Origin of the sequence: Afipia clevelandensis ATCC 49720 (assembly GCF_000336555.1) — a bacterium.
Classification (GTDB): Bacteria; Pseudomonadota; Alphaproteobacteria; order Rhizobiales; family Xanthobacteraceae; genus Afipia; species Afipia clevelandensis.
The window spans coordinates 3040563-3061213 of the sequence record NZ_KB375281.1; the positions used below are offsets into that span (position 1 = coordinate 3040563).

21 protein-coding genes are annotated in these 20651 nt (G+C 63.3%); 11 read left to right on the top strand and 10 right to left on the bottom strand.

The window, feature by feature from the left end; translation table 11 throughout:
• Window positions 1-3: 3 nt before the first annotated feature.
• The 5 genes from sucC to HMPREF9696_RS14530 form a co-directional block, all read right to left on the bottom strand.
• The gene (gene sucC, locus HMPREF9696_RS14510) at window positions 4-1200 is read right to left on the bottom strand and encodes an ADP-forming succinate--CoA ligase subunit beta (protein ID WP_002713785.1); all 1197 of its coding nucleotides are present in this window, start codon (window positions 1198-1200) and stop codon (window positions 4-6) included.
• Between the two features lie 109 nt (window positions 1201-1309).
• Window positions 1310-2278 carry a malate dehydrogenase gene (gene mdh / locus HMPREF9696_RS14515; RefSeq protein ID WP_002713786.1) on the bottom strand — a complete coding sequence of 323 codons (969 nt, stop codon included), beginning with the start codon at window positions 2276-2278 and terminating at the stop codon, window positions 1310-1312.
• 192 nt (window positions 2279-2470) lie between these two features.
• Window positions 2471-3652, bottom strand: a complete 1182-nt coding sequence (zapE, locus tag HMPREF9696_RS14520) for a cell division protein ZapE (protein WP_002713787.1) — start codon at window positions 3650-3652, stop codon at window positions 2471-2473.
• A 60-nt stretch (window positions 3653-3712) separates the two neighbouring features.
• A complete protein-coding gene (thpR, locus tag HMPREF9696_RS14525) occupies window positions 3713-4249 on the bottom strand; it encodes an RNA 2',3'-cyclic phosphodiesterase (RefSeq protein WP_002713788.1) in 537 nt (178 codons plus the stop codon).
• Window positions 4250-4357: 108 nt separating this feature from the next.
• On the bottom strand, window positions 4358-5065 hold the full coding sequence (locus HMPREF9696_RS14530) for an arylesterase (protein WP_085946816.1): 708 nt from the start codon (window positions 5063-5065) through the stop codon (window positions 4358-4360).
• Between HMPREF9696_RS14530 and HMPREF9696_RS14535 the strand changes: the two genes are divergently transcribed.
• From HMPREF9696_RS14535 to HMPREF9696_RS14550, 4 genes are all read left to right on the top strand, one after another.
• On the top strand, window positions 5064-5810 hold the full coding sequence (locus HMPREF9696_RS14535) for an ABC transporter ATP-binding protein (protein WP_002713790.1): 747 nt from the start codon (window positions 5064-5066) through the stop codon (window positions 5808-5810). The genes HMPREF9696_RS14530 and HMPREF9696_RS14535 overlap by 2 nt on opposite strands.
• Window positions 5807-8374, top strand: a complete 2568-nt coding sequence (locus tag HMPREF9696_RS14540) for an ABC transporter permease (protein ID WP_002713791.1) — start codon at window positions 5807-5809, stop codon at window positions 8372-8374. The genes HMPREF9696_RS14535 and HMPREF9696_RS14540 overlap by 4 nt, the downstream gene beginning before the upstream one ends.
• A 205-nt stretch (window positions 8375-8579) precedes the next feature.
• Entirely contained in the window at window positions 8580-9371 is a 792-nt protein-coding gene (locus tag HMPREF9696_RS14545; RefSeq protein ID WP_002713792.1) for a Bax inhibitor-1/YccA family protein, read from the top strand.
• A gap of 122 nt (window positions 9372-9493) precedes the next feature.
• A complete protein-coding gene (locus HMPREF9696_RS14550; RefSeq protein WP_002713793.1) occupies window positions 9494-10033 on the top strand; it encodes a GNAT family N-acetyltransferase in 540 nt (179 codons plus the stop codon).
• Between the two features lie 46 nt (window positions 10034-10079).
• Here HMPREF9696_RS14550 and HMPREF9696_RS14555 read toward each other — a convergent pair whose 3' ends face one another.
• The 3 genes from HMPREF9696_RS14555 to acnA all read right to left on the bottom strand — a co-directional run bounded on the left by HMPREF9696_RS14555 (window position 10080) and on the right by acnA (window position 14453).
• Window positions 10080-10448 carry a DUF2794 domain-containing protein gene (locus HMPREF9696_RS14555; protein WP_002713794.1) on the bottom strand — a complete coding sequence of 123 codons (369 nt, stop codon included), beginning with the start codon at window positions 10446-10448 and terminating at the stop codon, window positions 10080-10082.
• 390 nt (window positions 10449-10838) lie between these two features.
• Window positions 10839-11609: a DUF1223 domain-containing protein gene (locus HMPREF9696_RS14560; RefSeq protein ID WP_002713795.1), complete on the bottom strand. Its 771-nt coding sequence runs from the start codon at window positions 11607-11609 to the stop codon at window positions 10839-10841.
• Between the two features lie 123 nt (window positions 11610-11732).
• A complete protein-coding gene (gene acnA / locus HMPREF9696_RS14565) occupies window positions 11733-14453 on the bottom strand; it encodes an aconitate hydratase AcnA (RefSeq protein WP_002713796.1) in 2721 nt (906 codons plus the stop codon).
• Between the two features lie 239 nt (window positions 14454-14692).
• Here acnA and ccmA point away from each other — a divergent pair, with 239 nt between their 5' ends.
• From ccmA to HMPREF9696_RS14595, 6 genes are all read left to right on the top strand, one after another.
• Window positions 14693-15295, top strand: a complete 603-nt coding sequence (gene ccmA, locus HMPREF9696_RS14570; protein ID WP_002713797.1) for a heme ABC exporter ATP-binding protein CcmA — start codon at window positions 14693-14695, stop codon at window positions 15293-15295.
• Window positions 15292-15960 carry a heme exporter protein CcmB gene (gene ccmB / locus HMPREF9696_RS14575; protein WP_002713798.1) on the top strand — a complete coding sequence of 223 codons (669 nt, stop codon included), beginning with the start codon at window positions 15292-15294 and terminating at the stop codon, window positions 15958-15960. The genes ccmA and ccmB overlap by 4 nt, the downstream gene beginning before the upstream one ends.
• A 94-nt stretch (window positions 15961-16054) precedes the next feature.
• Window positions 16055-16786 (top strand): heme ABC transporter permease, encoded by a 732-nt coding sequence (locus tag HMPREF9696_RS14580; RefSeq protein WP_002713799.1) that lies wholly within the window; start codon window positions 16055-16057, stop codon window positions 16784-16786.
• 5 nt (window positions 16787-16791) lie between these two features.
• Window positions 16792-16980, top strand: a complete 189-nt coding sequence (gene ccmD / locus HMPREF9696_RS14585) for a heme exporter protein CcmD (RefSeq protein ID WP_040302065.1) — start codon at window positions 16792-16794, stop codon at window positions 16978-16980.
• Window positions 16977-17564: a DsbE family thiol:disulfide interchange protein gene (locus HMPREF9696_RS14590; RefSeq protein WP_002713801.1), complete on the top strand. Its 588-nt coding sequence runs from the start codon at window positions 16977-16979 to the stop codon at window positions 17562-17564. The genes ccmD and HMPREF9696_RS14590 overlap by 4 nt, the downstream gene beginning before the upstream one ends.
• 127 nt (window positions 17565-17691) lie before the next feature.
• The gene (locus HMPREF9696_RS14595; RefSeq protein WP_002713802.1) at window positions 17692-18078 is read left to right on the top strand and encodes a ComEA family DNA-binding protein; all 387 of its coding nucleotides are present in this window, start codon (window positions 17692-17694) and stop codon (window positions 18076-18078) included.
• Between the two features lie 146 nt (window positions 18079-18224).
• On the opposite strand, the gene HMPREF9696_RS14600 is transcribed toward HMPREF9696_RS14595, so the two are convergent.
• Window positions 18225-18836, bottom strand: a complete 612-nt coding sequence (locus tag HMPREF9696_RS14600; RefSeq protein ID WP_002713803.1) for a septation protein A — start codon at window positions 18834-18836, stop codon at window positions 18225-18227.
• Between the two features lie 2 nt (window positions 18837-18838).
• Window positions 18839-19783 carry a signal recognition particle-docking protein FtsY gene (gene ftsY, locus HMPREF9696_RS14605; protein ID WP_002713804.1) on the bottom strand — a complete coding sequence of 315 codons (945 nt, stop codon included), beginning with the start codon at window positions 19781-19783 and terminating at the stop codon, window positions 18839-18841.
• Between the two features lie 52 nt (window positions 19784-19835).
• On the opposite strand from ftsY, the gene HMPREF9696_RS14610 reads away from it, so the two are divergent.
• A complete protein-coding gene (locus HMPREF9696_RS14610; protein ID WP_002713805.1) occupies window positions 19836-20603 on the top strand; it encodes an RluA family pseudouridine synthase in 768 nt (255 codons plus the stop codon).
• Window positions 20604-20651 lie beyond the last annotated feature (48 nt).

Genomic DNA, 20651 nt, shown 5'->3' on the forward strand with positions numbered 1-20651 from the left:
GGCTTACTTTCCCTTCACGGCGTTGACGATCTTCTGCGCGGCATCGTCGAGATCGTCGGCGGGCAGAACGTTGAGACCGGATTCACGGATGATGGTCTTGCCTTCCTCGACATTGGTGCCTTCGAGGCGAACCACCAGAGGCACCTGCAGGCCGACCGCCTTCACCGCGGCGATCACGCCGCGCGCGATGACGTCGCACTTCATGATGCCGCCGAAGATGTTGACCAGGATGCCCTTCACGTTCGGATCGGCGGTGATGATCTTGAACGCCGCGGTCACCTTCTCTTCCGTCGCGCCGCCACCGACGTCGAGGAAGTTGGCCGGGCTTTCACCATAGAGCTTGATGATGTCGAGGGTGGCCATCGCGAGGCCCGCGCCGTTGACCATGCAGCCGATGGTGCCATCGAGCGCGATATAGGCGAGATCGTACTTCGAGGCTTCGATTTCCTTGGCGTCTTCTTCCGTGGTGTCGCGCAGCGCGACAATGTCCGGATGCCGATAGAGCGCATTGGAGTCGAAGGAAATCTTGGCGTCGAGGCAGCGCAGGTCGCCCTGCTTGGTGATGATCAGCGGATTGATCTCCAGCATCGCCATGTCCTTGGCGACGAAGGCCGTATAGAGTTGCGCGATCAGCTTTTCCGCCTGCTTGGCGAGATCGCCCTTCAGGTTCAGCGCCTGCGCGGCGGTGCGGCCGTGATGCGGCATGATGCCGGTGGCCGGATCGACCGAGAAGGTCACGATCTTTTCCGGCGTGTCATGCGCCACCTTCTCGATGTCCATGCCGCCTTCGGTCGAGACGACAAAGGCGATCTCGGAGGTCTCGCGATCGACCAGCGCCGAGAGATAAAGCTCCTTCTCGATGTCGGAGCCCTCCTCGATGTAGAGCCGATTGACCTGCTTGCCGGCAGGGCCGGTCTGGATCGTCACCAGCGTCGCGCCAAGCATCTGCCGGGAGAATTCCTTGACCTCATCGACCGACTTGGCGAGACGCACGCCGCCCTTGTCGCCCGCCGAGGCTTCCTTGAACTTTCCCTTGCCGCGTCCGCCGGCATGAATCTGGCTCTTCACCACCCACAACGGGCCGCCAAGCTCCTTCGCCGCAGCTTCCGCCTCGGACGCTTTCAGGATCGGCACGCCGCGCGACACCGGCACGCCGAATTCCTTCAGCACCGCCTTGGCCTGGTATTCGTGGATATTCATGGATTGCCCCAGAGATCAAAGAAGGGATCGGAGAAGAGACGAAGGGAATTCCGGCGTGTGACCCGAAGCGAACATCTCCGGATCACACGCTGATGACAGCGTGGCTGCCTTACTTGCCGAGCAGATCGGGCGCGATCTTCTTGCAGGCATCGACCAGACCCTGCACCGCGCCGACCGACTTGTCGAAGCCTTCGCGGTCCTTGCCGGCCAGTTCGATCTCGACAATGCGCTCAACGCCCTTCGCGCCGATCACGACCGGCACGCCGACATACATGTCCTTCACGCCGTACTCGCCGTTGAGGTAGGCGGCGCAAGGCAGCACGCGCTTCTTGTCGCGGAGATAGCTTTCCGCCATCGCGATGGCCGACGCAGCTGGCGCGTAGAAGGCCGAGCCGGTCTTGAGCAGGTTGACAATTTCGGCGCCGCCGTTGCGGGTGCGGTCGACGATCTCGTCGATGCGGGCCTGCGAGGTCCAGCCCATCTTCACAAGGTCCGGCAGCGGAATGCCGGCGACGGTGGAATACTTGGTCAGCGGCACCATGGTGTCGCCGTGGCCGCCGAGCACGAAGGCGGTGACGTCTTCCACCGAGACGTTGAACTCGTCGGCAAGGAAGTAGCGGAAGCGCGCCGAGTCGAGCACGCCGGCCATGCCGACCACCTTCTTCGGCGGCAGGCCGCAGGCCTTCTGCAGCGCCCAGACCATGGCGTCGAGCGGGTTGGTGATGCAGATCACGAACGCATCGGGGGCGTACTTCTTGATGCCCGCGCCGACCTGCTCCATGACCTTGAGGTTGATGCTGAGAAGGTCGTCGCGGCTCATGCCCGGCTTGCGCGGCACGCCGGCGGTGACGATCACCACGCTGGCGCCTTCGATCGCTTCATAGGAATTGGCGCCGGTGAACCTGGCGTCGAAGCCGTCGACCGGCGAGGACTGCGCGATGTCGAGCGACTTGCCCTGCGGGATGCCCTCGGCGATGTCGAACATCACCACGTCGCCCAGTTCTTTCAGGCCGACGAGGTGCGCCAGTGTGCCGCCAATCTGACCTGAACCAATCAAAGCAATCTTGTCACGCGCCATGGGAAATCTGTCCTTTGGATGTCGACGAAAGAGGAAGGGGAAAACTCTGGAGGGCTGGTTAGACCTTTCGCGGCAAGCGTTCAAGTCGCCGTTCGCTCAATCGCGCACCACAGCCCAATGCGGAGGCAGCCGCGGCGGCTTTCATGTCGGGCTTTCGCGAACCTCCGAGCCGAAACATAAAGCGAACCTTCTTCAGGTCTCGACCAGACCGGTGGTCGAACCGCTGGCGGCGGAGTCGCTGCGGCCATGAGGCAGGGCCAGATATGATTCCGAGCCCATCTCGACCAGCCGCGACGAGGTGCGCTTGAACTCGTTGGCCTCGACGCCGTCGCTCGCGCTGTAGAGCGAGAGCGGATCGGTGTCCGCCGATGCCATCAGCTTCACCGCATTGTCGTAGAGCGTGTCGATAAGCGTGATGAACCGCTTGGCGGCATTGCGGTCCTCGTACTTCATCGCCGGAATCCGGTCGATGATCAGCGTGTGATAATCGTGCGCCAGCCGCAGATAGTCCGATGCACCGAGCGGCTTCTCGCACAACTGCGCAAACGTGAACCGCGCAACGCCATGGGCGGAGTGCGGGATATGCAGCGCGCGGCCTTTCACCGTGATGTCGCGCGGCTGATCCTTCGCGCCACCGGTCAGCTTGGTCCAGGCCTTGTCCAGCGCCACATCCGCTGCAGCATCGGCGGGCACCAGCCACATCTTGATGCCTGCAAGTTTTTCCATCCGGAAATCGGTGCGGGCATCGAGGCGCAGCACATCCATCCGCTCCTTAAGCTGACCGATGAACGGCAGGAACAGCGCGCGGTTGAGGCCGCCCTTGTAGAGATCGTCAGGATCGACATTCGAGGTCGCAACGACAACGGTGCCCAGCTCGAACAGACGGCCGAACAGGCGTCCGAGGATCATGGCATCGGCAATGTCGGTGACGTGGAATTCGTCAAAACACAGCAGCCATGCTTCCTCGAAGATCGAGGCCGCTGTCAGCTTTACCGGATCGGTATCGGCGATTTCATGCCGCGCGATCTTCTGGCGGAAGCCGTGAATCCGCTCATGCACATCGGCCATGAATTCGTGGAAATGCGCGCGGCGCTTGTGGATCACCGGACTGTCGTTGAAGAACAGGTCCATCAGCATGGTCTTGCCGCGTCCGACATCGCCATAAATGTAGAGCCCGCGCGGCGCGGCCGCGTCCTTGTCGGCGAACAGGCGCTGCAAAAGCCCGCCACGGCCCGGCCGGTAGCGAACAAGGCGCGCTTCCAGCGCCGAATAGGCTTCGACGGCCTGGGCCTGCGCCGGATCGGCCTCGATGGTGCCCGCGGTGACGAGCGCCTGATAGTGCCGACGGAACGAGGCAGGAGTAGGAGCATTCATGGTCCGCTACCCGCCAGAACGAGGCGGAAAATGCAAGACCACAAGGCGAAGAATGCTGCTCTATGCGCTCAACGCATAGGCGTCTTCGACCACATAGGGCCCGCCCCCGACAGAGGCGCGGGACGAGAACAGCACAAACCGGGACGCGGTGAAGCTGCGGGTGGGGAAATACCCCCGCACCGACAGATAATCGGCAACATCCTGATTTGAGGCATCCCGCAGCCGCGCCAGCGTCACATGCGGAATGAATTTGCGGCCCTCGGGATCGAAGCCGAAGCGCTGCATCAGGCGTTCAAGCTCCGCCTGCAGTTCCATCAAGGGACGGCTTGGTACAACCGATGCCACGACCGCCCGCGGTTTCTTGCCGCCGAAGCTGGAGAGACCCTGCAGAGCCACCTCGAACGGCTTGCGGTTGATCCGCTCCAGCGTCGAGGCGATTTCATTGGCGGCTGGGCCGTCAATGTCGCCGATGAAGCGCAACGTGACGTGATAGTTTTCGGGGTCGATCCAACGGGCGCCCGGCAGGCCCCCGCGCAAGCTCGAGAGCGTCTGGCCGATATCCGGGGGAATTTCCAGCCCGGTAAACAAGCGAGGCATCACGAATCTCCTCGATGCTGGAGAGGATAGCGAATCACCCTGATATCGTTTGTACCGCAGCCACATGACAGTGCGAAGCGTCGATCGCAGCAGCGGTGACTAACCTTCTCAGGGCTTGCTTAATTGCGACGCACGATTTTTCAGAAACGCCTCGACCGTAGGCAATATCCGCTCCACCACGACATCCACGCCCTCGGCCGTCGGATGCAGTCCGTCGGGCTGGGTCAACTTCGCGACCGTCGCAACGCCATCCAGAAAGAACGGGTACAGCGGCACGTTGTGACTTTTGGAAAGCTCGGGATAGATGCTGTTGAACTTCGCCGTGTAGTCCGCGCCGTAATTCGGCGGCGCATACATGCCGCACAATAAAACAGCGATGTTGCGCGCCTTCAGCTTGGTGAGGATATCGTCGAGCGCGCCGCGCGCGACCTTGGGATCGACGCCGCGCAAAGCATCGTTGGCGCCAAGCTCGACAATCACGGCTTCAGTGCCCGGCGGGATCGACCATTCGAGCCGGGCAAGGCCGCCGGTCGTGGTATCACCGGACACGCCCGCATTGTGGATCGTGGTCGCGATGCCCTTGTCGGCGAGCGCCTTCTGCAGACGCACCGGAAACGCCGCCGGGGCCGGCAGGCCATATCCGGCGGTGAGGGAATCGCCCAGAACCGCGACCTTGATCGGCTTCACATCTGCGACATTTGCGGTTTGGGCCGACACCGGCCCCGACATCGCCATCATTGCCCCCGCTGCTGCGGCAAAGAACACGCGCGAGAGCCTCTCGACCGCACGGCCATAGCCCCCATATGAAAGACCCATGGACAGTCTCATTGAACCCTCGCAGCGTGCCGGTCTCGAACCGGACACCATTTCCATCTCGAACGTCAATCTCTCGCTGGGCTCCGGCGCCGCGCGCGTTCACATCCTCAAGGATGTCGATCTGCGCGTCGCGCCCGGTGAAGCGGTCGGCCTGATCGGACCGTCAGGTTCGGGCAAGTCCACGCTCCTGATGGTGATGGCGGGGCTCGAACGTCCTGACAGCGGAGAGGTGGTGGTCAACGGCGCCTCGTTCAATGCCCTCGATGAGGACGGCCTCGCACGTTTCCGTGGCCGCCACGTCGGCATCGTGTTTCAGTCGTTTCATCTGATCCCGACCATGACGGCCCTTGAGAATGTCGCGGTGCCGCTCGAACTCGCGGGCCGCAGCGACGCAGCGGAACGCGCGGCAAAAGAACTCACCGGTGTCGGACTTGGCGAACGGCTGCATCACTATCCCTCGCAACTCTCCGGCGGCGAGCAGCAGCGCGTCGCGCTCGCGCGCGCCATGGCGCCCGATCCGGCGATCCTTGTGGCGGACGAGCCGACCGGCAATCTCGACGAGTCCACCGGCAAGCAGATTGTCGACCTGCTGTTCGCAAAACATCTGGAGCGCGGCATGACGCTGGTGCTGGTGACGCACGATGCCTCGCTGGCGCAGCGCTGCGACCGCGTGGTGCGGCTGCGCTCCGGCCGCATCGACGGCCCTGCGACCGACCGGCACTGGATCGAGACGGCCTCCCGATGAGCGAGATCGCAGACACGTCACGCCGCGGCACATTATCGCTCGCGGTTCGCTATGCCCTGCGCGAGTTGCGCAGCGGCCTGCGCGGATTCTATGTGTTCATCGCCTGCATCGCGCTTGGCGTGATGGCTATCGCCGGCGTCGGCTCGGTGGCGGGCAGCCTTAGCGCGGGGCTGGAAAGTCAAGGGCGCACGCTACTCGGTGGCGACGCCTCTTTTGCGCTGATCCAGCGCGAAGCGACCAAGAAGGAGCGCGCCTTCCTCGATGCCAACGGCAAGGTGTCCGCCACCGCGATCATGCGCGGCATGGCGCGCGCATCGAACGGCGAATTCGCGCTGGTCGACCTGAAATCGGTCGACGGCAACTATCCGATGTTAGGTGAGCTTTCGCTTGAGCCGCGCATATCCATTCCGGATTTGCTGGCGCAGCGCGACGGCGTGTTCGGCGCGGGCGCCGATGCCGTCCTGCTCGCGCGCCTCGGCCTGAAGATTGGGGACCGCATCACCGTCGGCAACGCGGCGTTCGAGATCCGCAGCACCGTCGTTGCCGAACCGGACAAGCTCGCGGGCGGCGTCGGCCTCGGGCCGCGCCTTCTGATCAGTGAAGACGCCTTGCGGGCCACGGACCTCCTGCAGCCCGGCACGCTGGTGCGCTGGACTTATCGCCTGTTGCTGCCGGATGCGGCGGTCAATGACCGCGCGACGCAGGCGGTTGTGGATGCCGCGCAGAAGGCGCTGCCGGAAGCGGGTTGGGAAGTCCGCACCCGTGGCAATGCCTCGCCGCAGCTCGAGCGCAACATCACACGCTTCACGCAATTCCTCACGCTGGTCGGTCTGGCCGCGTTGCTGGTGGGTGGCGTCGGGGTCGCCAATGCGATCAAGAGTCATCTCGACGAGCGGCGCGACGTGATCGCGACCTTCAAGGCCATCGGCGCCACCGGCCGCGAGGTCTTCACCATTTATCTGACGCAGGTGATGGCGCTGGCGACGCTGGGATCGCTGATTGGCCTCGCCATCGGCGCGGCGTTGCCGTTTCTCATTGTCGGCCTGTTCGGAAGCATCCTGCCGCTTCCTGTCGAGGCCACCTTCCATGCCGGCGAGCTGGCGCTGTCGTTCGTCTACGGGCTTTTGACCGCCCTCGCCTTCGGCCTGTGGCCGCTCGGCCGCGTCCACGACGTGCCGGTAGCAGCGCTGTTTCGCGAGGGTGTGGCGTCGGAATTTCACTGGCCGCGCCGCCGCTATCTGATCCTGATGGCGGCGGTGATTGCCGTGCTGGTCAGCGTCGCGATCGGACTGGCCTACGACAAGCGCGTCGCCGCCGTGTTCGTGGCCTCATCGGTCGGGGTGTTCGCCCTGCTCCGGCTTGTCGCGGCGATCCTGATGGGCGTGGCGCGCCGGCTGCCCCGGCCACGGCTGACCATGCTGCGGCTGGCCATCGCCAACATCCATCGCCCCGGCGCTCTAACACCATCTGTCGTCATGTCGCTTGGCCTCGGCCTTGCCGTGCTTGTGACCATCACCCAGATCGACGGCAACCTGCGGCGGCAGTTCATGGCCGCCCTGCCCGAACATGCGCCATCGTTTTTCTTCATCGACATTCCCGCCGCCGAGGCGCCACGGTTCAGCGAATTCCTGCAGAAAGCTGCACCGGCAGCGCATGTGGAAACCGTGCCCATGCTGCGCGGACGCATTGCTGCCGCCAAGGGCATCAAGGCCGAAGACCTCAAACCCTCGAACGATTCGGCCTGGGTGCTGCAGAGCGACCGTGGCCTGACCTATACCGGCGAGGTGCCGCGGGGCTCGAAGGTGGTCGAAGGCACCTGGTGGGACGCGGGTTACAGCGGCCCGCCACTGGTCTCGCTGGAGAAGCGGATCGCCGACGGCCTCGGCGTGAAGGTCGGCGACGATCTCACTGTCAACGTGCTGGGCCGCGATATCACCGCGAAGATCAGCAACCTGCGCACCGTGGACTGGCAGAGTCTGGGCATCAACTTCGTGCTGGTGTTCTCGCCGACGGCCTTCGCCGGCGCGCCGCATACCGACATCGCGACGCTGTCGGAAGCACAGTCGGACGCCGCAACCGACGCCAGGCTGATCAAGGACATCGCCGCCGCCTTCCCGATGGTGACCAGCGTGCGCGTCCGCGAGGCGCTCGACTCCATCGGCAAGATGGTCACCAACCTCGTGCTCGCGATCCGGGGCGCGAGTTCGATCACCCTGATCTCGGCGATTCTGGTACTCGGCGGCGCGCTCGCCGCCGGTCACCGGCACCGGGTTTATGACGCGGTGATCCTCAAGACTCTCGGCGCCACCCGGGCGCGGCTGCTCGGCGCCTATGCGCTGGAGTACCTTTTAATCGGCCTTGCCACCGCCTTATTCGGAGTGGCCGCCGGATCGGTCGCCGCATGGCAGATCGTGACCCGGCTGATGACCCTCAGTTTCGTCTGGCAGGCCGGCAGCGCCGCCCTCGTGGTGCTGGCCGCGCTTGCCGTCACGGTCGGGCTGGGGCTTGCCGGAACATTACTGGCGCTTAACCAAAAACCCGCCTCCGTCCTGCGAAACTTATGACAATTTGTAGCAGCGAAGAACGGGTTTTGCGACAAACAGCCGCGCGGGCGAGGTTGCACCGGATGTGTTAGTTTCCCACATACCGAGCGGGTTCAGAATCCGGCTTGATACCGTCCCGAGATGGTTTCAGATACGGTTCTGGGAAATGCTTATAGCTGGCGGCGCAGACCCTTCGCCATCGCCAGTCAACAACGAGGTTTCGACGATGTCGGACTTGGACCGTAACTATACGTCACCTTTCGGCCGGGCCGCCGGGCGCGCTGACGCCGCGACCGTCGATGCCGGTCTGCGCTCGTACATGCTCAAGGTCTACAACTACATGGCGATCGGCCTGGCCATCACGGGCCTTGCCGCGCTCGGCGTGTATATGGGCGCCGTAACACCTGACTCTGCCGCAGCCGCCGGCCGGATCGGCAAGCAGTATCTGACGTCATTCGGCGTCGCGATGTTCGTGAGCCCGCTCAAGTGGGTGTTCATCCTCGCGCCGCTGGTGATGGTGTTCGCCATCTCCTTCGGGATCAATCGCCTCAAGCCGGCGACCGCCCAGCTCCTGTTCTGGGTGTTCGCAGCGCTGATGGGTGTGTCGCTCTCGTCGATCTTCCTGGTGTACACGCACACCTCGATCGTGCGCGTGTTCTTCATCACGGCGGCTTCGTTCGGTGCCTTGAGCCTTTACGGCTACACCACCAAGCGCGACCTGACCGGGATGGGATCGTTCCTGATGATGGGCCTGTTCGGCATCATCCTCGCCAGCCTGGTGAACCTGTTCCTGGCAAGCTCGATGCTGCAGTTCGTCGTCTCGGTGATCGGCGTGCTGGTGTTCGCCGGCCTCACCGCCTGGGACACCCAGCGCCTGAAGAACGACTACATCTACGGTTACGCCGCGCAGGGCGGAGACGTGGCAGAGAAGGCCGCCATCACCGGCGCACTGTCGCTCTACCTGAACTTCATCAACCTGTTCACGCTGCTGCTGCAGCTTCTTGGACAGCGCGACTGATCTGATCGTGGCTGATCGATAACTTGCGAAAGCCCCGGCCAAAAGCCGGGGCTTTTGTTTTGCGCCGGTTCGCTGCTAGGACTGCGGGATAGCCGCTCCGGCACAATGCTCCATGACCCGACATGCCTCAGGTTCATATCCGGCCCGCCGCCCTCGCCGACCTTCCCGCCATCACCGCGATCTACCAGGACGCGGTTCTGCACGGCACCGCGACGTTCGAGCTCGATCCGCCCGATCTCGTGGAAATGACCCGCCGCTTTGAGGCGCTGACCGGCAACGGCTTTCCGTATCTGGTGGCGGTGAGGGAAGATGTTGTGGTGGGTTATGCCTATGCCGGGCCCTATCGCCCGCGCCCGGCCTACCGCTTCACGGTCGAAAATTCGGTCTACCTCGATCCTGCGGCGCGCGGACAGCGGATCGGAACGCGGCTGATGCAGGAGCTGATCGCCGCCTGCGAGGCGCGCGGCTATCGCCAGATGATCGCGGTGATCGGCGACTCCGCCAACCTCGCCTCGGTCGGCGTCCACGCACGCGCGGGATTTGAGATGATCGGCACCCACCGCAATGTCGGCTTCAAGTTCGGCCGCTGGCTCGACACTGTGATGATGCAGCGCGCCCTCGGCGAGGGTGGTGCAAGCCTTCCGAAGGACCCGATGTCGTGAGCATGATCCGATCCGGAAACCGGTTGGCCCATTTCGGGATCATTCCCTAAACCAGCGCGAGCTTGCGGTCGATCACCAGCAGCACACGATCGAGGTCATGGCCGCGGCGCAGGATCTGCCCGCTGGCACCGATCACACTGTAGGCGCCCTGCTTGCGGGCGAGGCGCGGATCTTTCTCGATGCGATAGATCGGCACTTCGGAGGCGCGGCGGAAGATCGAGAACACCGCGCGGTCCTTCAGGAAGTCGATGGCGTAGTCACGCCATTCTCCGTCAGCCACCATGCGTCCATAGAGATTGAGAATGCGGTTGAGTTCGACGCGGTTGAACGTCACGCTCTGGGGCGGGAGCTGCGTGGTGCTGCGCTCCAGCCCCCGGCTCTCGCTTGGATCGATGTCGCCCGACACTGAGCTCATCGGCGCCTCCTGTCATCTCGACGACATGATCCACCCGTCTGGCAGCCCCTGCAAGCCTGATTTCAATTGCTTGCACCGGATCATCCCGGCGGCGGGGCATCACGCGGACGTTAGACAAACCATAATGCCGCCCGATTTCGGTCAATTCCCCGCCCTTGTGGACTGCGATCAAGTCTCTACTGCGTTGACCCGGTCCTTTCGGCACCGGATTCCTCAGCCCCCAGCCCCCCGGGGTCGTCAGGATCGGGTCTAGTTCTTCGCAGCAGAATCCCCATCCTTCGGGCCAGCGAGAGCTGGCCTTTTTTGTTGGCAATCGGACTCGAATGGACGCGCAAACAGACGCGAGCGCGGCATCGGCCGCGACAGCCCTGTCCGATTGAACGCCTGAAATCAGTTCAGTGAGGTAAAGGCAGCGCCCAGCATCGGACCCGGCTTGTCGCGGTTGCCGTCCTGAATGTAGACGGCGGCCGCATCGACGCCGTCGCGCGTGATGTTTTCAAGCGGCACGGTCCAGCTTCCGGCCTTGCCGTTCCAGTCGCCGACCTTCAGCACGTTACGCACCACGTTGTGATAGGTGATCTGCTGACCGCGATTCTCGCCGCGCGAGATGGTGATCGGCACCTGCTTCGACACCGCGCAGATCCAGATCTCTCCGCTCTTGCCGCCCGCTTCCGCCACCGACACCTTGATCTGACCGCTGCCCTGCGTCACCGTAACCGGCACCGACATCACGCCGTCGACGTTTTGAGTGCGTTTGGCCGCATTCTCGATTCCGGCGCGGTCACTGCCGAGCACATCGGTGGTGCCGTTGACGACGGCCTGCGGTGTGTAAACGCCGCGATTGCCGCGCATATGCGAGTAGGCTTTCTGGCGCGCGCTGAACCGCGAGTCGGCGAGCGTGTCCTTCCAGCCGAGATAGTCCCAGTAATCAATCGGCAGGCTGAGTGCGATGACGGACTTGTCCTGCGCGAGTTCGCCGAGCACCTTGTCCGCGGGCGGGCACGACGAGCAGCCTTGCGACGTGAAGAGTTCGACCACCGCGCGCGGGTCGGCGCAGACCGGCGTCACCACCGTGAAGACCGCGCAGACACCCAGCGTCCGCGACAGGCGCGACACGATTGCCGCGGCTGTCGCCGTTTTCGGTTCTGGCAGATCAGACATGCCGTCAATCCCTCGGATGCATGATGCCCCATCAGCAGAAAGGCGGCCCATTGATAGGCCGCCCCCTGCATGGTCGCTAGTCACGTCGCGGTGAGCCTGTTCACGGATGCGTTTCTGGCCGGATCAGGCGGCCAGTTTACGCAGCACGTAATGGAGAATGCCGCCGTTCCGGTAGTATTCGAGCTCATCGAGGGTATCGATGCGGCACAGCAGCGGCACCTGCTGCAGCGAGCCGTCAGCGGAGACGATTTCCGCCGTCAGCTTCTGACGCGGCCTCAGTTCGCCCTGCAGACCGCGAATCGTGACCTTCTCGTCGCCCTTAAGACCGAGCGACTGCCACGACGTGCCGTCCTCGAACGTCAGCGGCAGCACGCCCATGCCGACGAGATTCGAGCGATGGATGCGCTCGAAGCTCTGCGTCACCACGGCGCGCACGCCAAGCAGGCGCGTGCCCTTCGCGGCCCAGTCACGCGATGAGCCGTTGCCGTATTCGGCGCCGGCGAACACAACCAGCGGGACCTGCTCCTGCTGATACTTCATCGCGGCGTCGTAAATCGACATCTGCTCGCCATCGGGCCAGTGCTTGGTGTTGCCGCCTTCCGGAATGTTGCCGTCGGCGCCCTTGAGCATGAAGTTCTTGATGCGGATGTTGGCGAAGGTGCCGCGCATCATCACTTCGTGGTTGCCGCGGCGCGTGCCGTACTGGTTGAAGTCGGCCGGACGCACCTGATGTTCGGACAGATACTTGCCCGCAGGCGAGGTCAGCTTGATCGAGCCGGCCGGCGAGATGTGGTCGGTGGTGATCTTGTCGCCGAACAGCGCGAGGATGCGCGCATCCACGATGTCGGTCGTGGGCTCGGGCTGCATCTTCATGCCCTCGAAGTACGGCGGGTTCTGCACATAGGTCGAGCTCATGTTCCACTTGTAGGTGTCGCTCGACACCGTCTTGATCTTGCGCCAGTTGGTGTCACCCTTGAACACGTCGGCATACTTCTTCTTGAAGATCGTCGAGGTGACGTACTTCTTGATGAAGGCATTGATCTCCTTCGCCGTGGGCCAGATGTCCTTCAGATAAACCGGCTTGCCATCCTTGCCGGTGCCGATCGGCTCGATATCGAGATTCTTCGTGACCGTACCGGCCAGCGCATGGGCGACGACCAGCGGGGGCGAGGCAAGATAGTTCGCCTGCACGTCGGGCGAGACGCGGCCTTCAAAGTTGCGGTTGCCCGAGAGCACGGCCGCGGCAACGATGCCGTTGTCGTTGATCGACTTGGAAATCTCCTCCGGCAGCGGTCCGGAATTGCCGATGCAGGTGGTGCAGCCGAACCCGACCAGGTTGAATCCGACCTTGTCGAGATCCTTCTGCAGGCCGGAATCCGCGAGATACCCGGCGACCACCTGGCTGCCCGGCGCAAGCGAGGTCTTTACCCACGGCTTCGCCTTGAGACCCTTGGCGGCCGCCTTGCGCGCCAGCAGACCCGCGGCGATCAGCACACTCGGATTCGAGGTGTTGGTGCAGGAAGTGATGGCGGCGATCACCACGTCGCCATGGCCGAGATCTTCCTTGCGGCCCTCGACCGGGAAGCGCGCATTGTGATCGGTCGGCTTCTTGTATTCGACGGTCAGCGCATCGTCGAACAGGCTGGCAACCGTCGGCAGCGCGACGCGGCCTTCCGGACGCTTCGGGCCTGCGAGCGAAGGCACAACGTCGCCGAGGTTGAGGGTAAGCAATTCGGTGAACACCGGATCGGGCGACTTCGAGGTGCGGAACAGGCCCTGCGCCTTGGCATACTTCTCAACCAGCGCGACGCGCGCCGATGCGCGGCCCGAGGTCTTAAGATAATCCAGCGCCGCCTTGTCGACCGGGAAGAAGCCGCAGGTCGCGCCGTATTCCGGCGCCATGTTGGCGATGGTGGCCTTGTCGGCCACCGACAGATGGTCGAGACCGGCGCCGAAAAATTCGACGAACTTGCCGACCACGCCAAGCTTGCGCAGCATCTGGGTGACGGTGAGCACGAGGTCGGTCGCGGTGACGCCTTCCTTGAGCTGGCCTTCGAGCTTGAAGCCGACCACGTCCGGCAGCAGCATCGACAGCGGCTGGCCGAGCATGCAGGCTTCCGCCTCGATGCCGCCGACGCCCCAGCCGAGAACCGCAAGGCCGTTGACCATGGTGGTGTGCGAGTCGGTGCCGACCAGCGAATCCGGATAGGCAACTTCAAAGGTGGCGGTCTTCTTGCCGACGGTCATCTTCTCCTTCCTGGTCCAGACGGTCTGGGCAAGATATTCGAGATTGACCTGATGGCAGATGCCGGTGCCGGGCGGCACGACGGAGAAGTTCGAGAACGCCTTCTGGCCCCACTTCAGGAATTCGTAGCGTTCCTGGTTCTGCTTGTACTCTTCGGCGACGTTCTTGCCGAACGCCTTGTTGTCACCGAAGAAGTTCACGATCACCGAGTGATCGATCACCAGATCGACCGGCACCAGCGGATTGATCTTCTCGGCGTCGCCGCCGAGCGCCTTCATCGCGTTGCGCATGGCGGCGAGATCGACCACCGCGGGCACGCCGGTGAAATCCTGCATCAGCACGCGCGCGGGACGGAATGCGATTTCGTGTTCGAGGGTCTTCTTGCTCGCCCACTTCGAGAAAGCGACGATGTCCGCCTTGGTGACGGTGCGGTCGTCCTCGTTGCGCAGCATGTTCTCGAGCAGCACCTTCATCGAGTAAGGCAGCTTTGAAATGCCCTTGAGGCCGTTCTTTTCAGCGGCAGGCAGGCTGTAATAGACGTAAGTCTTGGCACCGACCTTGAGGGTTTTCCGGCATTTGAAGCTGTCGAGCGAGGGCATGTGAACGATCCCAGTTCAGAAGTTGGAGATACCCGGCAAAAGGTATCGGAACACCGTCAAAAGCGAGGGAATCAGGGCTGAACCGTGCTGTTTCCGGCGGCTGATTGTGTGCTGCACCAAGTTCCGGTTTTATAGAATCTTTCCAGTCTGTCCACCACACCTCCTATGGATTGTCGCCCTCTCATGCCTGCCACGACTGGAACCGCATTGCCTGACCGCAAGCCCATGGTGAAGCTCTCATGAGGCTCGCAGGGCAGAGCCTGCGCTGTGTCAGGGGCGGGCGGGATATCTTTGACGGTCTCGATTTTTCAGTTCCTGCCGGACAGGCTTTGGCCGTCACCGGCATCAACGGCGCGGGCAAATCCTCGCTGCTCCGGCTGGTCGCGGGCCTGCTGCCCGCAGCTTCCGGCGCGGTGACACTGGAAGGCGGAGAAGCTGACCTCACGCTGCCCGAACAGGCGCATTATCTCGGCCATCGCGATGCCCTGAAACCGGCGCTGACGGTGCTGGAAAATCTCGATTTCTGGCGGGAGTTTCTCGGCGGACAGGCCATTGACGGAATGGCCGGCCTGGAGACCGTCGGCCTCGGCCACGCCGCGCATCTGCCCGCCGCCTTTCTGTCAGCCGGCCAGCGCCGCCGACTCTCGATCGCCCGGCTGATCGCGGTCAATCGGCCGGTCTGGCTGCTGGATGAACCGACCTCGGCGCTGGACACATCGGGACAGGCGATGATCGCGAACCTGATGGACGCGCACCTGCGCAGCGGTGGCATCATTCTCGCCGCAACCCACGGGCCGCTTGGAATCGCCGCACGGGAATTACGAATCGGCGGTGACGCATGACCGCGCTCGTTGCCCTCATTCGCCGCGACATCGGCGTCGGTCTGCGCGCCGGCGGCGGCGCGCTGATCGGTGTGCTGTTCTTTGTCTCCGTCGTGGTGGTGATGCCGTTCGCGCTCGGACCTGATCTGGCTTTATTGAAACGCATCGGTCCGGCGATCCTGTGGTTAGGGGCCATGCTTGCGAGCCTGCTGACGCTGGACCGCCTGTTTACCGCGGATCAGGATGACGGTTCGCTCGATCTGATTGCGATGAGCCGCACGCCGCTGGAACTGATCTGCGCGGCGAAAGCGCTGGCGCACTGGATCGCAGCGGGCGTCCCGCTGATCGTCGCAACACCGTTGATCGGCATCCTGCTCAACCTGGATGCCCCCGCGACATTTGCCGTTGCATTGACATTGCTGGTCGGCACGCCGGCATTGACCTTTACCGGCATGATCGGCGCTGCGCTCGCGGTGACCTTGCGGCGGGGCGGACTGCTGCTCGCCGTGGTGGTGCTGCCGCTGTCGATCCCGATCCTGATTTTCGGCGTCGCGGCCTCGAACGCCGCCCTGAGCGAGCAGGTATCCTTCGGAACGCCGTTTTCGATCCTGTGCGCGCTGTCGCTGTTTACGCTGGTGATCGGACCGTTTGCAGCAGCCGCCAGCCTTCGGCAGGGGCTCGACTGATGCGACATCGCGACCGATCAACTTTTGCAGAAACGCGGCACCGCAAGGCTGGCGCACATTGCCTCGCGCGCCTGCGGCCATTATCAGGACCATTATGAGCCTTATCGACCTCGCCAATCCGACTCGGTTCCTTGCGCTTGCGGAGCGGGTGCTGCCATGGCTTGCGGCCGCGACCGCGATCCTGCTCGTGGTCGGCCTGTATCTATCGGCGATGGCGCCGGATGATTACCAGCAGGGCGCGACCGTGAAGATCATGTTCATCCACGTTCCCAATGCGTGGCTGTCGATGTTCGTGTGGGGCATCATGAGCATGGCCGCGCTCGGCACCTTGGTGTGGCGGCATCCGCTGGCGGACGTCGCCGCAAAAGCTGCCGCGCCGCTCGGTGCGGCCTTCACGTTCCTCGCACTGGTGACCGGATCGCTGTGGGGACGCCCGATGTGGGGCACCTATTGGGAATGGGATGCGCGGCTGACCTCGGTGCTCATTCTATTCCTCATGTATCTCGGCATCATGGCGCTGTGGCGCGCGGTGGAAGATCCCTCACGCGCCGCGCGCGCCGCCGCGATCCTGACGCTGGTCGGCGCCATCAACATTCCGATCATCAAGTTCTCGGTCGACTGGTGGAACACGCTGCATCAGGGCGCATCGGTCATTCGCGCCGGAGGGCCGACCATGGATCGCGCATTCCTGATTCCGCTGCTCGTCATGGCGGTGGCGTTCTCGCTGCTGTTCCTGACGCTGCATATCGCCGCGATGCGCAACGAGGTGCTGCGGCGGCGGGTGCGCAGCTTGCAGATGATGCAAGCCAGCAGGCCGGCAGCGTGATCGTCATGGCGCTTGCATCGCTCGGTCCCTACGCCTCCTTCATCGTGACGTCGTATCTGCTGGTCGGCCTTGTGGTCGCTTGCCTCATTGTGTGGGTGGGGTCCGATTACAAACGGCAAAAGCAGATTCTGCGCGATCTCGAGGCGCGCGGCGTCACCCGACGCTCGGCGCAGCCGCCCGGCTCGTCATCATGACGAACAGCAACGCAACTTCGCCAAGCCGCCGTTCCTGGCTGGTCGCGCTGCCGCTGATCGCCTTCGCTGTGCTCGCCGGACTGTTCTGGTTTCGGCTCGGCTCGGGCGACCCGGCGCGGATTCCCTCCGCGCTTATTGGGCGCCCGGCGCCGCAAACATTGCTGCCGCCGCTGGAGGGCCTCACCGCCAACGGCGCGCAGGTGCCCGGCCTCGATCCGGCTGCGTTCAAAGGCCAGGTCAGCGTGGTCAATGTCTGGGCGTCATGGTGCGTGCCCTGTCATGACGAAGCACCGCTGCTGGTGAAGCTGGCGCAGGACAAACGCATCCGTGTCATCGGCATCAACTACAAGGACTCCGCGGACAACGCCCGCCGCTTCCTCGGCCGTTATGGCAATCCGTTCGCAGCCGTCGGCACCGACGCCAATGGCCGGGCTTCGATCGAGTGGGGCGTTTACGGCGTGCCTGAGACCTTCGTGATCGGCCGCGACGGCGCGATCGCCTACAAGCTGATCGGCCCGATCACGCCGGAGAACATCGACAGCGCTCTCAAGGCCGAGATCGAAAAGGCGCTGCGCAAGTCCTGATCCAGGCCTCTCCGGCGGCAGAAAATAATTTCGCGCTTTTATCTGCCGTTCATTTTGGAGCCATGGCGCAGCCACGAATTCGCACATACGCTAAGGGCGTTGCAATCACTGTCCTGGAGGGACACCCATGCGTTATGCGAAACTTGCTTCATTGACTGCCGCGACCCTCGCTCTCGGTTTGCTCGCGTCGTCGCCATCGTTCGCGCAGGCGACCCAGCCTGCCACCGGCGGCAAGATGGCGCCACCGCCTGCCGCTGCGCCGAAAGCCGACTCGAAGATGGCGCCCGCGCCGAAGGCAGACACCAAGGCGGCGGCCCCGAAGGCCGATCTGCTCGACATCAACTCGGCGACGGCCGATCAGTTGAAGGCGCTCAAGGGCATCGGTGACGCCTACTCCGCCGCGATCATCAAGGGCCGCCCCTACAAGGGCAAGGATGATCTGGTGCAGAAGAAGATCATCCCCGAGAAAACCTACGCCGAGATCAAGGACAAGATCATCGCGAAGCAGAAGTAATTCTTCTGAACTAATCTGACAAAAGCGCACCGGCAGCGATGCCGGTGCGCTTTCTTTTCGTCATTGCGAGCGAAGCGAAGCAATCCACTCATGGAAACAAAGTTGGAGTGCTTCGTCGCTGACGCTCCTCGCAATGACGGATTACACTAACTCTTGGTAATATCGCCGCGCTCGGTGTCGCCGGCTTCATCCGTCGCGGGTTCGATGCTAAAGCGTTTGATCAGCGACGTCTGCAGCATCGCGAAGACAGCGGTGATCGGGAGCACGCCGAAGGCCTTGAACGACACCCAGAAGTCCGTGGTCTGTGTGCGCCAGACGATCTCGTTCAGCACCGCCATGCCGGCGAAGAAAAACATCCAGCGGATGGTGAGCAGCCGCCAGCCTTCCGGCGTCAGATTGAACATCTGGTCGAACATGATGGCGATGAAGGAGCGCCCCATCAGCAATCCGATGCCGAGTGTCAGCGCGAACAGCGCATAGATGATCGTCGGTTTGATCTTGATGAAGAGTTCGTCGTGGAAGAACAGCGTCAGCCCGCCGAACACCAGTACGATCACCGCGGTGACGATCGCCATCAGCGGCACATGTTTCGTGACGACATAAGATGCAACGATCGCGGCAACGATGGCCACCATGAAGGCTGCCGTCGCGACGAACAGCCCGAACTTCGCATTGGCACCGAAGAAGATAATCAGCGGTCCGAGTTCGGTCGCGAGCTTGAACAGCGGATGCGGTGCGGGTTTGTCCGAAGCAGTCATGGTTAACTATCCTGTCCTGCAATCGCGCGGGCAAAGTCATGCGCGGTGAACGGCGCCAGATCGTCGATGCCCTCGCCGACGCCGATGAAATGCACCGGCAGCTTGTACTTCTCGGACAGCGCCACAAGGATGCCGCCGCGCGCGGTGCCGTCCAGCTTGGTCATCACCAGACCGGTCACGCCCGCCGTCCTGTGAAACGCATCGACCTGCGACAGTGCGTTCTGTCCCACGGTGGCGTCGAGCACCAGCAGCACCGCATGCGGCGCGGTGGAATCGACCTTGCCGATCACGCGGCGCACTTTTTCCAGCTCGACCATCAGTTCGGTCTTGTTTTGCAGGCGGCCGGCGGTGTCGATCAATAGCACGTCGATATTCTGCGCCTTCGCGGCCTCGACCGCCTCGAAGGCGAGGCTCGCCGAATCCGAGCCTTGCGCCTTTGCAACCACCGGCACCTTGTTGCGCTCGCCCCACACTTTCAATTGCTCGATAGCTGCGGCGCGGAATGTGTCTCCTGCCGCCAGCATCACCTTGCGGCCCTCGGCGGTGAGTTTCGCGGCGAGCTTGCCGATGGTTGTCGTCTTGCCAGAGCCGTTGACGCCGACCACGAGAATGACAAACGGCTTGTGCGCGGTGTCGATCTCAAGCGGCCTCGCCACCGGAGACAGCACCTTCTCGACTTCGGTTGCAACAATCGTGGTGACATCCTCCGCCGACACATCCTTGTCGTAGCGGCCCTTCCCGACAGCCTCCGCAATCCGCGCAGCGACTTCGGTTCCAAGATCGGCGCGCAGCAACACATCCTCGATGTCCTCGAGCATGGCGCGGTCGAGCTTGCGCTTCGTCACCAGCGCGGCGACCGCGCCGCCGATCGAACTGGAGGTGCGCTTGAGGCCGGCGGAAAGGCGCTTCCACCAGCTTTGTTTGGGTTCTTGCGGACTGTCACTCATGAGGAGGGTGTGTTACCCGGTTCAGACTGCAAACGAAAGACGCTCGATACTGATGGATACCCCGCAGCCCACGCCCGAGGAGATGCAGGCCCGCGTGCTTCACCGCGACGGCCTGATGCTGGTGATCGACAAGCCGGCCGGGATCGCCGTGCACAAGGGGCCGAAGGGCGGGCCCAATCTCGAAGCCTCGTTCGACGCGCTGCGCTACGGCCTGCCGCGCCCGCCCGTGCTGGCGCATCGGCTTGACCGCGACACCTCCGGCTGTCTCGTGCTGGGACGCCATCGCAAGGCCACCGCATCGCTCGGCCTGCTGTTCAAGCATGGCAAGATCGACAAGACCTATTGGACCGTGGTCGAAGGCGGACCTGACGCGAGCGAAGGCGAGATCGACATTCCACTGGGACGTTTGGACGCAGAACGCGGCTGGTGGCAGAAGCCGGACCCGAACGGCCTGCCGTCGAAAACGGTGTGGAAGGTTCTCGGACGTGGCACCGATGCAGGCGGTGCAAAGCTGACCTGGCTCGCCATGGAACCGATCACCGGACGCACGCATCAATTGCGCGTGCATTGTTCGGCGAGCGGTTGGCCGATTGTCGGCGACAACATCTATGGCAATGGACCCAGATTCGGCGAACCGTCGCTGCACTTGCATGCGCGCGAGATCGTGATCCCACTGTCAAAGAACAAGCCGCCGGTGCGTGTGGTCGCGCCCGCGCCGGTGCATCTGCATGAGCGATTGAAAGCATGCGGATGGAATGGAGAGGAAATGGACGTTCCTCCCGTCATTGCGAGCGAAGCGAAGCAATCCATTCTTGGATAAAAAGCTGGATTGCTTCGTCGCGGCGCTCCTCGCAATGACGAAACGTCA